The organism is Thermodesulfobacteriota bacterium, from assembly GCA_030583865.1.
Taxonomy (GTDB): domain Bacteria; phylum Desulfobacterota; class GWC2-55-46; order GWC2-55-46; family GWC2-55-46; genus UBA5799.
The window spans coordinates 350,880-365,881 of the sequence record CP129479.1 but is presented as its reverse complement, the minus strand read 5'-3'; the positions used below and the strand labels follow the sequence as shown (position 1 = coordinate 365,881).

Genomic DNA, 15,002 nt, shown 5'->3' with positions numbered 1-15,002 from the left:
TAATAGCTATAGCTACTATGTTTCTCATCCCTTGCCAATCATTCTTTTTACAAAATCCATATCTATATATAAAAAAGATTGAGGAACTTTAAATCCCTCGCGGACCTTATCAGGTTCAATATCGCATTTTAACCTAATTACATCTTTAATTTTTATTGCCACTGCTTGCCTTGTTCCTTGAAAATATTTTCTGTATTCTTTACGAGTTATTCCCGCAGAGCTTTTGGTGCTTTCCCAAATCGCTGTTGGACTCGCAACATTTACTGATTCAACCTCGGCTATGCCGACAATTTTCTTAACAGGAGAACTCGCGTAAATAATTATATGAGTTATGTCTTGCCTAATAGCAGTCCTCCTAAACTCATATTTTTTGAGCCCCTCCATCAATTTAATTGCATATACTGGCTTAATGGGCATGAATGCAACTACTTGGTGCGAACTCTTGCATAATTTTTGTAAAAGACTCATGTGAAATCCCTCTGATCGTTTGTATATTGCCGCGCACGACCTCATTAGTAATTAACCATTTATAAGATATTGGTAGAGAAAAGTGCTCAGATAGTCTAAAAAGAATAACCTTTGTCTTTTTTTCAGCCATTTTTTTTATATCTGTAAAAGTATAAACAGTTCTCTTTGATACTATTTGAATAATTTTTTCTAGCTCTTGAAGATCTGTTGATAGCTCAACAATTCCCAAACTAGTAATAGCTCGCAAATCCTGTGATCTATAAAATAGTAAAATGTCTCCCGGGCTTATTCCATGAATACGCGCATGGCACAGGTATGCTTGTTTTATTGCATTACCAGCCGTTGAACCTACAATTAAGCTTGGTTGAGGTTCAATTTCAGGGAATAATATACCATGAAACTTGGGTCTAATCGGGACAATATATTTCTTAACATTCTTATCAGATTTAAAATGTGGGAAATAGTGTACGTTATATTCTAATGGTGTTAGTTCGGTATCAGGCGGCATAATAAAATGTTCTTTAATAAATACATCATCTCTATTATCAATATATTTTCCAAATCTATAGAACCCAAATTCTTCACACATGTCCTCCAAATAATTTTGCTTACCTGGCTTCATGGTAATATAAATATGCTCAATTTTATTATCAGTAGCATACCTAAAAGCCGCTTTTAACAATAATTCTCCCAGCTTGCGCCCGCGCATTCTTTCCTCTACTTTAAAAGTACAAAGCTTAAGTACTCTCCCAGGAATTGAGATATTTTCAGTCGTGATTATTGGATCTTTCTCTTCTTTATAAATACAAATTGCACCTAGTTCGCCTTTTTCATTTCTATGAACCCAAGCTTTTCTGCCTTCTCGTGATGCCATCTTGTACCACTCATCAAATTTCGAGTAGTCTTCACGCAATGAATCAAAGAATGAATTTCTCAAATCAATTTGATAAAGCGCAGCTTCCTCAATGTTCGGAAGAGATACAGGTATGCTACTATAAAGTCTTCTTAGAAATTCAGCGGCTTGCTGTATATAATGAACGCGGTCCGACAACCCCAAAAATGCTGCTTTTTTGTGCATTTCACGATCTTCGGTTACAAGAATATTTACGGCATCTTTATATACAGCATAAAGAATTAAATTATCAATATGGTCATTTTTCGTTATTGCAGATAATCCTAAGCTTTTCAGTTCGAGATCCCCAGGCTCTGGTGGGCCTTTAAGTACAGGATATTTACGAACCCTTGAAAAGCTTATTTCTTTTCTTTTTTCATTTCTATCTTTTTTAATATCATCAAATGATGCTGGATGAATTACGATCTCATGTCTATTTTCATACGCAAGTCTAAAAAGTTCACTCAGGCTATCATCAAGTATTTTCGATGAGTCTTCTAGATGAATAATAATATTTGTATCTATAAGTATACGCATTCTTTATATATTTATCTTTCTAAAAATATTTTTTATTTATTTATCCCTCATTCATATTGAGCATTCTTTCTGATTACATTTAGTCATTAGAAATCGGATGAAGAGGTAAATCAAACCACAAAGTGTTTTTCAAGCTCTAAACCGGCTACAGGACTTTAGCGAAAATTGAGTAATTCTTGAAAGTAGTATTTTGGTGACGGTGGGTGGAATCGAATCACCGACGGGGCACATGAGACTTAAACAGCAAAATATAATTTTTTTATAACTTATGGCCGAGTTTCCCGTCTTGCCTTATCAATCCAGAGGTTATGTCTTTTGAAGAAATTGCCTGTTTGGTGATTTTCTTTAAAGTTTGCACAGCTGACGTCGGCCGTAAATGATAACAACGTAATTACTTGAAAAATGACATATCTGCTTCAAAAAATGCAACATAGCTTATATGTGTTTATGCTCTATTGGTCGAATATTTATCATCTGAACACGTTTTTTATGTTTTGAGAGCAGATAATTAATAAAGGCAGCAATTATATCGCTTTGATTTCCTCCCTTAGTTATTACTCTGCATAACAACATATTCGTATTTGCTTCCCATTCGATGTTAATGGCACCATGAGAGCCATTAAGACTGTGGATTTTCGACCATCCGCTTGATCTATTTCGATTCTTTTTCTCTGAAACTACCAAATCGTATTTCTCTATTCTCTTGTCAGCGGCAATTGCATCGCGAAGAGAACCCCTTCCACTACAAAAAACCTGTATCAATGTTTGCATTTTAAGTCTCCTTATTGATATACAACCAGAAGCCAGTATTTAGGCGGGCTACGCCCACCAACATCATTTTTTAAAGATCTAATTAGAATCAAACTGGTGGCGGTGGGTGGAATCGAACCACCGACGCGGGGCTTATGAGACCCCTGCTCTGCCGACTGAGCTACACCGCCGGGTTTGCTGGCTTGTGGAAAGATGCAGGTGACGCAGACTGAAGATTATAATGAAATCCGGTGGGAAAGTATATAACTTTTTGTGGTGCCGAAGAGCTTTCCCGTCCCTGTGACGACCAGCATCACCGCCTCGGGCGCGCCGTCGCCGTCAAAGTCCTCGATGAGGAAATCAGATATATAGCCCTCTACGGGCCTCGTCCGCCAGTTCTCGGCCACTGTCCCGCCCATCGCGTCCCACGAGAGGCTTACAAGCTCTCCGGTCTTGAATGAGGCAGGCCGCGCGGCGCTACGCCCCAGGCCGCCGGGCGTGTTCTTCTTTATTATCAGCTCGGCTTTTCCGTCTTTGTCCATATCCAGGTGGTAGAACTTCCCCTCGACCGGGAACGGCTCGGATTCCGTGGTGCCGGGGCGGTCGGCCTTCCGCACAATATAATTGAGCGTGCCGCCGAAGAAGTCCGCGCTCCTGTATTCCTCGGCCCATTCCCCCTCTTTCTCCGCGGCGTAAACCTTCAAATACCCGCGCCCGTCCAGGGCTATGACGTCGAGCCCGCCCTTGCCCCTGAAGTCAAGCGCCTCGAACCTGAAAATGTCAGCGCCCCCGGGAAGAGCGATGCTGAACTCTCCCTTTTCTACGAGCTTGCCGCCTTCCCTCGCAAGCACGCTAACGCCGCCGTAAAAGCCGTCGAGCTTCCTGAACTTCCGGCCTATGAGCGCCGGGGCCGCGTCGCCGGCCCGCACCGTCCGCACAAGCCAGCCGATGTTGCTTGCCGTTACCTCATACTTCCCGTTCCTGTGCTCGATTACCAGGCTTGCGGCATCGTTATCGGATATCCTCGAAATATAGACCTCGGGCGCGCCGTCCCTGTCCATGTCGATTATGGAAACCGAGATGTTCGTCCCGGTCTTGTCCTCCATCTCGTGGAGCACGCGGAAGCCGTTCTCGGCGTAAGCGCCTATCACTACTTTCGTCCCTGATACGACGACTATCTCTTTTTTGCCGTCGCGGTCAAGGTCTGCCGCGTCCATTGCAACGTACATGCCTTCCATCGTCTCGCTCCTCCACGAGACGGGCCTGTCCTGCCCTGCCTTGGGCTTTACGATAAAGCCGTCGTCCGGAATGGCTTCGGCTGTCGGGGCGGGTATTGCCGCCGTGATCGCCGGCGCCGTTATCTCAGCTGTCGAGGGCTGGCTTTTCCTCTATTGCCGGTGCCGTTGCCCTGGGCTTCAATGAGGCCAGCACATCTGTTGAGAGCTTATCCGTAAGTCCTATTATGGATTCCACCCCGGTGCCCTGTGAGGCGAAAGGCGTAGCCCTGCCCGTTGCCACATCCAGAAGCTTCGCGTCCATGCTCACTGATTTCCCGAAGACGGTGACGCTACCGAAAAGCACGAGGTCGGCGTTGAGCTTTTTCCCGGCCTCAAGCGCCGCGCCCTCCTCGATGCCCTTATTCCCCGGAAGGGCGGCCTTCACCAGGTCATGCCGCACGATTACAAGTGAGCCACCGAGCCTTGAGGCGAGCATGTCGGCCATCGCCCCCTTCACGAAATCCATCTTTTCCGCCGAGTTCACGTTCCAGGGGAGTATCGCGATCTTCTTCTCTTCCGGGGCCGCTTCCGCCCGGAGGGGGCCGTTAACGCCAAAATAACGAATAGAAAAAGTGCCGATAGCCTTATAAATGATTTCATCCTGAAAGACCTGCCTTGCACAAAGGTTTTATTCTCTTTTAGGGTCTGATACCCGTGGCTTACCGCGCTTCTTATTGGCTCCTCCCCCTTGATGGGGGAGGCCGGGAGGGGGTGAAGATATCCACCCTCCCCTTAATCACCTCCCGCCTGATTAAATCATGGGGAGAGGAGAAAAAGAGAGCTCCCGTGATTAGCCACGGAAGCGATCATTTGAGTTAGAGTTGGATACGGCGCTTGATTTAAAATCATAGACCGACAGGAGTCAAGCTGTTTTTGAGCCGAGCCTGTAATGCAATAGCCGCTCGATTATCTCGCCCTTCCTGAAATGCCTCTCTATTATCTCGTCCACGTCATTCAGGGTGATGTTCCTGTACCAGACCCCCTCGGGATAGACGACCATGGCCGGAGAGTACTCCCCTTCCTCGTCGGTCTCCTTGCATACGCTAAGACACCCGGACCTCGATACCTTCACCTCGCCCTTCAAGCCCCCGGCCTTGACCTTGCCCTTCATGTCCTCCAATATCTCTTCAGAGCCCTTGTTCAGGCACCTCTTGCCAAGGCATACGAACGCGTGGAGCCTGTATGGTTTCATGCCTCTCCCTCCGGCTGTTCCGATCATTAAGCCCCGAAGCTTCGGGGCGGCAAATACAATTATAATCCGATTTCAGCGCAATCAAATCAAGGAGAAATGTCCGTTCCTCTCGGAGATTAAGGCAACCTCTAAGAATTAGATATTTTTCCCGAAATCAAGAAAGGCCGGGGATAAAAAGCGGAGCATATATGACAATATGTGAGCATTTTTATCCCCGGCATGACGCAGAGTCCGGGGAAAAGATCAATTTTTAGAGGTTGCAGGGCGCTATTCTGCTATAATGAGCGCGCACGCATACCCCGGAGGCGCGCTTTTGACGCGGTCCAGTTACGAGCTTACATACAGGGGCAAGCCGCCTGAAGACGAAGTCCTCTCGACCCCTGCCCTTCCGCTGAACCGCATAAAGGCGATAAGGGGGCCTGCGGGCTGGCGTAACATACTCATCTCGGGCGACAACCTCAATGCCCTCGCTTCCCTCCTTGAGATGAAGAGAAGCGGGCAGCTCAAATCCAGCGACGGCACACCCGGCGCGAAACTCGTCTACATAGACCCGCCCTTCTCGACAAACCTCGAATTCAGGGGCAAGGAAAACCAGAAGGCATATAAAGACAAGGTCCTCGGCGCGGAGTTCATAGAGTTCCTGAGAAAAAGGCTCATACTGCTAAGGGAGGTCCTTTCCCCGGACGGCTCCATTTTCGTCCACCTCGACTGGAAAAAGGCCCACTACATAAAGGCCGTAATGGACGAGGTCTTCGGAGAAGAGAACTTCCTTAACGACATCGTCTGGAGCTACGGCGGCAGGGGGGCAAAGGCCATCGCAGGGCAGTTCTCGCGTAACCACGACATAATACTCTGGTACAGGAGAGGCGAAAAACACACCTTCAACCAGCTCGCTTTCGAAAAGGCCATACCCAAAAAGGGTAGCGGCTTCAAGCAGGATGAGGTTGGCCGCTGGTTCAAGACCTCCCCCAGGGGGGACTATACGGACGAGAGCATACGCGCCCTTGAAAAAGAGGGCCGCATCTATCGTACAAGGAACGGCACTGTCCGGATTAAGTATTTCCTCCGCGAGGAGGGCGACTTCCTTCTTGAGAATAAGCTCGTGGGAGATGTGTGGGACGATATACCTGACGCCATGCATCTGTCTGCGACGGAAAAGACCGGCTACCCCACGCAGAAGCCCGAGGCCCTTCTCTCCCGCATCATAAGTGCCGCCTCAAACCCCGGCGACCTCGTCCTCGACGCATTTGCCGGGGCCGGGACGACCCTTGCCGTTGCCGAAAAGCTCGGAAGGAGGTGGGCGGGGGTGGATTCCGGTGCGCTTTCCATCCATACCATTGAAAAGAGGCTCCTTTCCATAAAAGATTCAAAGCATATCGAAAAACCGGCGAAAAGGTACGGAAAGGCCTGCTCCCCCTTTGAAGTATTCTCGATATGCCCCGAAGAATACGACTGCGGGTGCGGCGGGGAGCGCGGCCCTGACGTAAAGTGCCGCTACTCCATAGACGAATCTACCGGCGAGTGCGTCGTAAAGATAGAGCGGTTCAAAAGCCCTGGTGCGCGGCAAGGCGCGGGGCTGGATGCGCTCTCTTCCGTGGCCCTGGACATGGACTTCAACGGAGATGTCCTTCATATAGACTCGTTCCACACAAATGAGGAGCTTAGGGAAAAGGGGTTCGAGCTGCGTTTCCCTCTCAAAGAGGTCAAAGGCGCGGTAATGCTCGTCTTTTCGGACATATGCGGGAACGAAAAGTGGTTTCTGGGGGAGCTGGCCTGAAAAGAGCGAGATACGCGAGTCTCCACATATTTAAAAATGAATGGCAACTTCTAAAAATTGGAGATCTTTCCTGCTTTTCCCGGAAGGCCGGGAATAAAAAGCGGAGCATATATGTCAATATGTGCATTTTTATTCCAGGCTGACACAGAGTCCGGGGAAAAGATCTCTTTTTAGAGGTGCCAAATTACAATTTTTTAAAGAACCCTTTCACTTTCTTTTAATAATTCGGGGAGATAATCTGAATTGGGAAGGGGGGATTTCCCCGTAAGGGGGGCGGAATCCCCCGCGGGCGGCTGATGGGGGCCGCTTACCTTCCCTCAATGCGAATATGCGCTATTATCCCGTCTTTCTTGATCTGAAAGACAGGCCCTGCCTGGTCGTCGGTGGCGGCCCTGTTGCCGAACGGAAGGCCCTGGGCCTTCTGGCGGCGGGCGCCAGGGTGACTGTCGTGGGCCCCAGGGTTACGGAAGCCCTGGAGGGGCTTGCAAGGGAAAAGACGATAGCGCTCCGTAAAAGGGCATACAGGCCGGGAGACTCGAAGGGCTGCTTCCTTGTAGTCGCTGCAACGGCTTCAAGGGCGGTCAACGAGGCCGTCCAGAGGGATGCGGAAGTATTCGGCTGTCTTTTGAACATTGTAGACGACCCGGCCCGCTCGAACTTCATCGTCCCCTCTGTCGTAAGGAGGGGCGCGTTAACCATAGCCATATCCACATCGGGCAAGAGCCCTTACCTTGCGCGCGTCCTCAGGGAAGAATTCGAGGGGCGCATCGGGGCCGAGTACGAAGCCTTTATCGAGATACTGGGGGCGGCCAGGAAGAAGCTATTGAAAACCGGCCTCAGCCGTGATAAAAAAGAAAGGATTATTAAGGCTTTGGTTAAGTCCCCGATACCCGCGCTCCTCAAAGAGGGGCGCATCCGGGAGGTGAATTCCGTACTCAGGGAAACCCTGGGGCAAGGATACACCCTCTCGAAGCTCGGGGTCAGGCTTAAAGGAGAAGGGCGAGGCTAAGCGCCCTATCCGGCAAGGGTGTATAAAAGGGCGTGAGCGAAATCTTTTTCCATATAACGGCGGCGGTCTATCTCTTGGCTACCCTTGTCTATTCGGCATATCTCTTTTCGCGAAAGGACCGGCTCCTTACCGTAGCCCAGGCCGCAATGGTCGCGGGCTTCGCCTTTCATACGGCCACCATAATCGCCCGCTGGGCCGCAGCGGGCCGCACCCCGGCTACGAGCTTCCACGAGTCCCTCACCTTTTTCTCATGGGTGATGGTCTTAGCGTTCCTTTTCCTCCTCATAAAATACAGGCAGCGGGTCCTGGGCGCGTTCGTGAGCCCGTTCGCGCTCCTTCTCCTCATAACCGCCTCGCTCCTTCCAAAGGAGATTGTGCCGCTCTCTCCGGTGCTCGAAAGCTACTGGCTTCCGGTTCACGTCAGCCTCGCTTTCCTCGGAAACTCCTTTTTCGCCCTGGCCTTCCTCCTGGGCGTCATGTACATAATCCAGGAGAGATACCTTAAGACAAGGAAACTCAAGGGCCTCTTCTTTGCCCTCCCGTCGCTTGAAACTCTCGACGAGCTTAACTATAAGTGCCTTCAGTACGGTTTCCCGCTCCTTACGGCAGCCATCATAACCGGGGCCATATGGTCGGAATACGCGACCGGCAGCTATTGGCAGTGGAAGCACCGCCAGGTATGGTCGCTCATAACCTGGTTCCTTTACGCGGCGCTCCTTCACGGCAGGCTTACGGCCGGGTGGAGGGGCAGGAAAGCGGCCATACTGTCGGCTGTCGCCTTCGCCTGCCTCATAGGTTCGTATTTCATAATAAACATACTCTCCGGGGGGGCGCACGGCCTTTCGCGCTGAGGATTGAAGCTATATTCAGAAAATTGGAGATTTTTCGCGAGGTCGAGGCAGGGCGAAAATAAATAGCGGAGCATAAGAGAACAGTCAACATCTGAAAATTAGAGATTTTTCCCGGAATCAAGGAAGGCCGGGAATAAAAAGCGGAGCATATATGACAATATGTGAGCATTTTTATTCCCGGCTTGACACAGAGTCCGGGGAAAAGATCAATTTTCTTAGGCGGGATAGATGAACCTCGTAATAGTCGGACTAAACCATAAGACCTCGCCCGTGGAGATACGGGAGAAGCTCTCGTTCCCGTCCCACACCATAGGCGAGCCGCTCGCGAAGCTTACGAACCATTACGGGCTCGCCGAGGGCGTCATATTGTCCACCTGCAACAGGGTCGAGGTGCTTGCGGTCGCGAGCGACGCAGAGAAGGGCACATGGCAGGTAAAGAGGTTCCTTTCGGACTACCATTCCATACCCCTTGAGAGGCTCGACGACCACCTTTACGTACGCCAGGGCGACGAGGCCGTGAAGCACCTCTTCAGGGTCGCCGCGGGCCTGGACTCGATGATAATGGGCGAGCCGCAGATACTCGGTCAGGTGAAGGACGCCTACGGGTACGCGGTCCACGGGAATACGGCCGGGGTCATAGTAAACAAGCTCTACCACAAGGCGTTCCAGGTCGCAAAGCGCGTAAGGACCGAGACGAAGATCGGCGAGTCCGCCGTCTCCATAAGCTTTGCGGCGGTGGAGCTCGCAAGGAAGATATTCGGGAGCCTCACCGGCAAGACCTGCATGCTCGTGGGCGCCGGAGAGATGGCCGAGCTCGCGGCCCGGCACCTCCAGGCTAACGGGGTGCGCGAGATACTGGTCGCGAACAGGACCTATGAGAAGGCCGTCGAGCTCGTGAAGTGCTTCTCGGGCACGGCCATAATGTTCAGGGAATTCCCGCATTACCTGAAGAACGTGGACATAGTCGTAGCCTCGACCGCCTCCCCGAACTTCATCATAAAGCCCGAGCAGGTCCAGGAGGTCATGCGGGAGAGGAAGAACAAGCCCATGTTCTTCATAGACATATCTGTCCCCAGGAACATCGACCCCGAGGTGAACAACATCGACAACTGCTACGTCTACGACGTGGACGACCTTCAGGGCGTGGTCGTGGCGAACCTGCAGGAGAGGCACAAGGAGGCCGAGCAGGCCGAGGCCATAATAGTCGAGGAGATAGACAAGTTCTACAGGTGGATAAAGTCGCTCGACGTGGTGCCGACCATCATAGCATTGAGGCAGGCCTGCGACTCCGTGAGAAAGGCCGAGCTCGCCAGGGCAATGGGCTCGCTTTCGAGCCTCGGCGAGAACGAGATGAAGGTCCTCGACGCAATGACATCGGCCATCGTGAAGAAGATACTCCACCACCCGATAACGCACCTCAAGCGCGAGGCCAACAAGATTGAGGGCGACCTCTATATCGACACCATCCGGAAGCTCTTCGACCTCGCGGTAGACGAGGAGGCCGTCAGGAAGGCGGCCCAGAATAACGACGATTGACCATATGGATTCCGGCCCGTCAGGACGGGCAATAAAATTCTAACAGATTGCGGATAAACGCAAAATTCGCTAAGGCTGCTCAAAAAGCTCCAGATGCGAGGCGTCGAGAAGCGAGGAATGAGGCGTACTATTTGTACGCCGCGGTGACGAAGTTTGAAGACGGCACGGCAGATTGGGCTTTTTCAGCAGCCTGTTAGAAGACCCGGCCCGTTCCATCCGGGTAAATAAACCTAAGGGGACCGCGTTTTGAAAAAAAAGATCGTCATAGGCACCAGGGGGAGCCAGCTCGCGCTCTGGCAGGCCAACTGGGTGAAATCCGAGATCGAGAAGAGGCACCCCGAGCTCACTGTCGAGCTCGAGAAGATAAAGACCACAGGGGACAAGATACTTGATGTCCCGCTCGCCAAGGTCGGCGGCAAGGGCCTCTTCGTAAAGGAGATCGAGGAGGCGCTGCTTGAAGGCCGGGCCCACCTTGCGGTCCATTCCATGAAGGACGTGCCCACCTTCTTCCCCGAGGGACTATCCCTACGCTGCATAACCGAGAGGGAGGACCCCAGGGACGCGGTCTTCAGCAGAAACCATGTGAAGCTCCTCGACCTCCCGAAAGGCGCGAGCATCGGGACATCGAGCCTGAGGAGGCAGTCGCAGATATTGAACTTAAGGCCCGACTTCCGGATACTCCAGCTCCGGGGGAACCTCGACACGCGCATGAAAAAGCTCGACAACGGGGAATTCGACGCGATCATACTCGCCGGGGCTGGCGTTAAGAGGCTCGGATGGGCAGACAGGATAACCGAGCTCCTCCCGATCGATGTGAGCCTCCCCGCGATAGGCCAGGGCGCGCTCGGCATAGAGACGAGGACCGACGACGATTATATAAACGGGCTCGTCACCTTCTTCGACCACCCGGAGACCTCTTACTGCGTAAGGGGCGAGCGGGCGCTCCTTAAAAGGCTCGAAGGCGGCTGCCAGGTACCCATAGCCGCGCACGGCGAGCTTACGGGCGGCACGATAAGGATTACCGGCCTCGTCGCCGGCATTGACGGCAAAAATATAATAAAAGACTCTGTCTCCGGCCCCAGGGAGGATTGCGAGAGGCTCGGGGTAGAGCTCGCGGAGAAGCTCTTGAAGAACGGAGCCTACGAGATCCTCAAGGACCTTTACGAGGTAAGCCCCCCCGGGTCGGCCTGACGGACCCCGGGTCCATACCCAACGCGGACTGGATCAAAGGGAATCCGGAAGTCCCACTTTACAAAGGAATCCGGCTCGTTCAGGCCGGAATTATATAGGGGTGCTAAAAAATTAGAGATTTTCCCCGCAATCAAGGAGGGCCGGGAATAAAAAGCGGAGCATATATCAGATAATATGTGAGCATTTTTATTCACGTAACTACGCAGAGTCCGGGGAAAGGATCGATTTTCAGAGGCATCCATAGAACCGTGCAATACAGGGTCTCCAAATTCATCCACCTTCTGGCCATAGTTGCCTGGCTGGGCCCTTCCACCGGGGCGTATATGCTCATGCTCCTGGCCGGGAGGCAGGTCTCGCTCCGTCTCTGGATAATCGAGCAGTACAGGTTCTTCATATTAATCGAACTTCTGGCCTTTCTCGTCCTCGTGGCGACCGGCCTGTGCATGCGGAGCACGGGAGGGCTCAAGGGGGCCGGGTGGCTCAGGGCGAAGCTCGCGATAGTCGTCGCGGTATTCATACCATTCCAGGCAGCTCAGCTTGTGATATATGCCAGGACCTACCGCTCGCTCGTGACTTCCTCGGGCTTCATAGAGGCGCTCGCGCTTTATAACAAGTTCAACATGGCCGCGGCCGTGGTCCTTGCGCTGGCAGTGCCGGCCGTATTTTTCCTCGCGGCCGTCAAGCCCGGAGAGAAAAAAGCCTCGGTTTGAGGCCTCTGACATAATGCTCGCTGGCTTCAGGGCCGCCAATAATTGTTTTTTTCTTATCCGGCCCTGTCTCTAGTCAAACGAATGAATGAATGAAGGAGCTTTGAAATACATGGCTGGCAAGGCATACCTCGTAGGCGCGGGCCCGGGCGACCCCGGCCTACTTACACTGAAGGGCCTTGAGGCGATAAAGGAAGCCGACTGCGTGATATACGACTTCCTCGCGAACTCGCGCCTCCTGGAGCACGCCAAACCCGGCGCAGAGACCATCTACGTGGGGAAGAAGGGGAGCGAGAAGACCCTCCCGCAGGAGGATATTTCGAGGCTCATAGTCAATAGGGCGCGTAAGGGGAAGACCGTAGTCCGCTTAAAGGGCGGAGACCCCTTCATATTCGGGAGGGGCGGCGAGGAGGCCGAAGAGCTCGCAGCCGCAGGAATAGAGTTCGAGGTCGTGCCCGGCGTTACCTCTGCGGTCGCCGCTCCGGCCTACGCGGGAATACCCCTTACGCACAGGGACCTCTCCTCTGCCGTGACCTTCATAACCGGCCAGGAAAACCCCCTCAAGGAAAGGCCCAATATCGCCTGGGACAGGCTCTCAACGGGAAGAGGCACGCTCGTTTTCCTCATGGGCTGGAAAAACCTTTCGCTCATAACCGAGAAGCTCCTCGCGAACGGTTGGGCCCCGTCTACGCCGGTCGCGCTCGTAAGGTGGGGCACCATGACCAAGCAGGTCTCCATCATCGGCAGGCTCGACAACATAACCGGGCTTGCCCGGGAAGAGGACCTGAAGCCCCCTGTCGTTATCGTGGTCGGCGAGGTCGTGGGCCTCCGGGAAAAGCTCAACTGGTTCGAGTCAAAGCCCCTTTTCGGGAAGCGCGTGCTCGTCACCAGGGCCCTTGAGCAGGCGGGCGACTTCACGAAGATACTGGAGAAGGAAGGGGCCGAGCCCATAACCTTCCCGACCATAAAGACAACGGCCCCGCCGAGCTGGAAAGAGCTCGACAGGGCCATAAAGAGGCTCTCCACATACGACTGGGCCATATTCACGAGCGTCAACGGGGTAAGATACTTTTTCGAGAGGCTCTACAAGACCGGTTACGACATAAGGGAGCTCAAGGACGTAAGGATCTGCGCCATAGGCCCCATGACCGCCAAAGCCGTAGAAAAGCTCGGCATAAGGGTGGACCTTATGCCTAAGGAGTTCAAGGCAGAGGGGCTCCTCGAAGCCTTTGACAGGCGCAAGATAAAAGGGAAGCGGTTCCTCCTTGCCCGGGCATTGAAAGCCAGGGAGATATTGCCCGAGGAGATAAGGCGGCTCGGCGGCAAGATCGACGTCGCGCCGGCCTACAGGACCGTTAAGCCTTCGAAGGAAGCCGGGGAGCTTGAAAAGCTCCTTCTTGAGGGCTCGATAGATATCGTTACCTTCACGTCGTCATCCACTGTCACGAACTTCGCCGCCATGTTCGGGAAAAAGCGGCTTCCGGAGCTACTAAAGGGCTGCACGGTCGCCTGCATAGGCCCTATAACAGCCGATACTGCGCGGGGGTTCGGCATGACCGTGGACATTATGCCCAAGGACTACACCATACCCGCCCTTACGAGGGCGATGGCGGAGTATTTCAGGGGGGCCTCTAACAGATTGCGGAAAAAGGCGAGATTCACTTAGGCTGCTCAAAAAGCTCCAGATGCGAAGCCCCATTAGGAACAGGGGAGCGAGGAATGAGGCGTATTTTTGCATACGCCTTCGTAGCCAGCGACGATGACAACGAAGCAGATGGACATTTTGAGCAGCCTGCTAAAAAAGAGAGAAGGTGACAAACAATGAACTTTCCCATCTACCGCCCGAGAAGACTACGGAAGACCGAGACGTTAAGGAGGATGGTCCGGGAGACAACGCTCTCCCCCGCCGACTTCATCCTCCCCCTCTTCGTCACTTACGGGAAGGGCGTGAGGAAAGAGATAAAGTCCATGCCCGGCCAGTTCCAGCTCTCGGTGGACAACATGAAGAAAGAGGCGAAGGAGATACGTTCCCTCGGCATCCCTTCCGTAATACTCTTCGGCATCCCCGAGAAGAAGGACGCGGAGGGCACGAGCGCGTTCGACCCCCACGGCCCGGTGCAGGAGGCCATAAAGGCCATAAAGTCGGCGGCCCCGGAGCTCGCGGTCATAACCGACGTATGCATGTGCGAGTACACTTCCCACGGCCATTGTGGTATCATACGGGATAGGGACGTGGACAACGACGCCACACTCGAGCTCCTGTGCAGGGAGGCCCTTTCCCATGCCGAGGCAGGGGCCGACATGGTGGCCCCCTCGGACATGATGGACGGCAGGGTGGGCGCCATAAGGGACGCGCTCGACGAGGGCGGCTTTTCGAACATACCCATAATGGCTTATTCGGCAAAATACGCGAGCGCGTTCTACGGCCCTTTCAGGGACGCGGCAGAGTCCACCCCGCAGTTCGGGGACAGGCGTAGCTACCAGATGGACCCTGGCAACACGGACGAGGCCCTGAGGGAGACGGCGCTCGACATAGAGGAAGGGGCGGACATAGTGATGGTGAAGCCCGCGCTCCCGTACCTCGACATAATAAGGAGAATAAAGGACGAGTTCGGCTACCCGGTCGCGGCATATAACGTAAGCGGCGAGTACTCCATGATAAAGGCCGCAGCCGCAAAGGGCTGGCTTGACGGGGACAGGGCCATGATGGAGTCCCTGGCCTCGATAAAACGCGCCGGGGCCGACCTCATACTCACATACTTCGCCAAGGAAGCGGCAAGGCTCCTCGGCAAGTAAATTTGCGAAATCGCAAAAT

General features: G+C 52.9%; 14 protein-coding genes and 1 tRNA gene. 8 read left to right on the top strand and 7 right to left on the bottom strand.

What is annotated here, in order from left to right; genetic code table 11:
* Nucleotides 1-24: 24 nt before the first annotated feature.
* The 7 genes from QY316_01730 to QY316_01700 form a co-directional block, all read right to left on the bottom strand.
* Nucleotides 25-417, bottom strand: coding sequence for a hypothetical protein (locus QY316_01730; GenBank protein ID WKZ33152.1), 393 nt, complete (start codon nt 415-417; stop codon nt 25-27).
* Nucleotides 407-1,897 (bottom strand): PIN domain-containing protein, encoded by a 1,491-nt coding sequence (locus QY316_01725; GenBank protein ID WKZ33151.1) that lies wholly within the window; start codon nt 1,895-1,897, stop codon nt 407-409. The genes QY316_01730 and QY316_01725 overlap by 11 nt, the downstream gene beginning before the upstream one ends.
* Before the next feature lie 435 nt (nt 1,898-2,332).
* Entirely contained in the window at nt 2,333-2,668 is a 336-nt protein-coding gene (locus QY316_01720; GenBank protein ID WKZ33150.1) for a hypothetical protein, read from the bottom strand.
* 94 nt (nt 2,669-2,762) lie between these two features.
* A tRNA-Met gene (locus tag QY316_01715) sits at nt 2,763-2,838 on the bottom strand.
* Between the two features lie 45 nt (nt 2,839-2,883).
* Nucleotides 2,884-3,885, bottom strand: coding sequence for a VCBS repeat-containing protein (locus QY316_01710; protein ID WKZ33149.1), 1,002 nt, complete (start codon nt 3,883-3,885; stop codon nt 2,884-2,886).
* 124 nt (nt 3,886-4,009) lie between these two features.
* Complete coding sequence (locus QY316_01705) at nt 4,010-4,390, bottom strand: hypothetical protein (GenBank protein ID WKZ33148.1); 381 nt, start codon at nt 4,388-4,390, stop codon at nt 4,010-4,012.
* 396 nt (nt 4,391-4,786) lie between these two features.
* Entirely contained in the window at nt 4,787-5,116 is a 330-nt protein-coding gene (locus QY316_01700) for a (2Fe-2S) ferredoxin domain-containing protein (GenBank protein WKZ33147.1), read from the bottom strand.
* A 313-nt stretch (nt 5,117-5,429) separates the two neighbouring features.
* On the opposite strand from QY316_01700, the gene QY316_01695 reads away from it, so the two are divergent.
* The 8 genes from QY316_01695 to hemB all read left to right on the top strand — a co-directional run bounded on the left by QY316_01695 (nt 5,430) and on the right by hemB (nt 14,983).
* Nucleotides 5,430-6,893 carry a site-specific DNA-methyltransferase gene (locus QY316_01695; GenBank protein WKZ33146.1) on the top strand — a complete coding sequence of 488 codons (1,464 nt, stop codon included), beginning with the start codon at nt 5,430-5,432 and terminating at the stop codon, nt 6,891-6,893.
* 328 nt (nt 6,894-7,221) lie between these two features.
* Entirely contained in the window at nt 7,222-7,902 is a 681-nt protein-coding gene (locus QY316_01690; GenBank protein WKZ33145.1) for a bifunctional precorrin-2 dehydrogenase/sirohydrochlorin ferrochelatase, read from the top strand.
* A gap of 32 nt (nt 7,903-7,934) precedes the next feature.
* A complete protein-coding gene (gene ccsB, locus QY316_01685) occupies nt 7,935-8,753 on the top strand; it encodes a c-type cytochrome biogenesis protein CcsB (GenBank protein WKZ33144.1) in 819 nt (272 codons plus the stop codon).
* Nucleotides 8,754-8,981: 228 nt separating this feature from the next.
* Nucleotides 8,982-10,289, top strand: a complete 1,308-nt coding sequence (hemA, locus tag QY316_01680) for a glutamyl-tRNA reductase (GenBank protein ID WKZ33143.1) — start codon at nt 8,982-8,984, stop codon at nt 10,287-10,289.
* Nucleotides 10,290-10,535: 246 nt separating this feature from the next.
* Complete coding sequence (gene hemC, locus QY316_01675) at nt 10,536-11,480, top strand: hydroxymethylbilane synthase (protein WKZ33142.1); 945 nt, start codon at nt 10,536-10,538, stop codon at nt 11,478-11,480.
* Between the two features lie 248 nt (nt 11,481-11,728).
* Nucleotides 11,729-12,190, top strand: a complete 462-nt coding sequence (locus tag QY316_01670) for a hypothetical protein (protein WKZ33141.1) — start codon at nt 11,729-11,731, stop codon at nt 12,188-12,190.
* 109 nt (nt 12,191-12,299) lie between these two features.
* Nucleotides 12,300-13,853 (top strand): uroporphyrinogen-III C-methyltransferase, encoded by a 1,554-nt coding sequence (gene cobA / locus QY316_01665; GenBank protein ID WKZ33140.1) that lies wholly within the window; start codon nt 12,300-12,302, stop codon nt 13,851-13,853.
* A gap of 155 nt (nt 13,854-14,008) precedes the next feature.
* Nucleotides 14,009-14,983, top strand: a complete 975-nt coding sequence (gene hemB / locus QY316_01660; protein ID WKZ33139.1) for a porphobilinogen synthase — start codon at nt 14,009-14,011, stop codon at nt 14,981-14,983.
* The last annotated feature ends 19 nt before the right edge of the window (nt 14,984-15,002 follow it).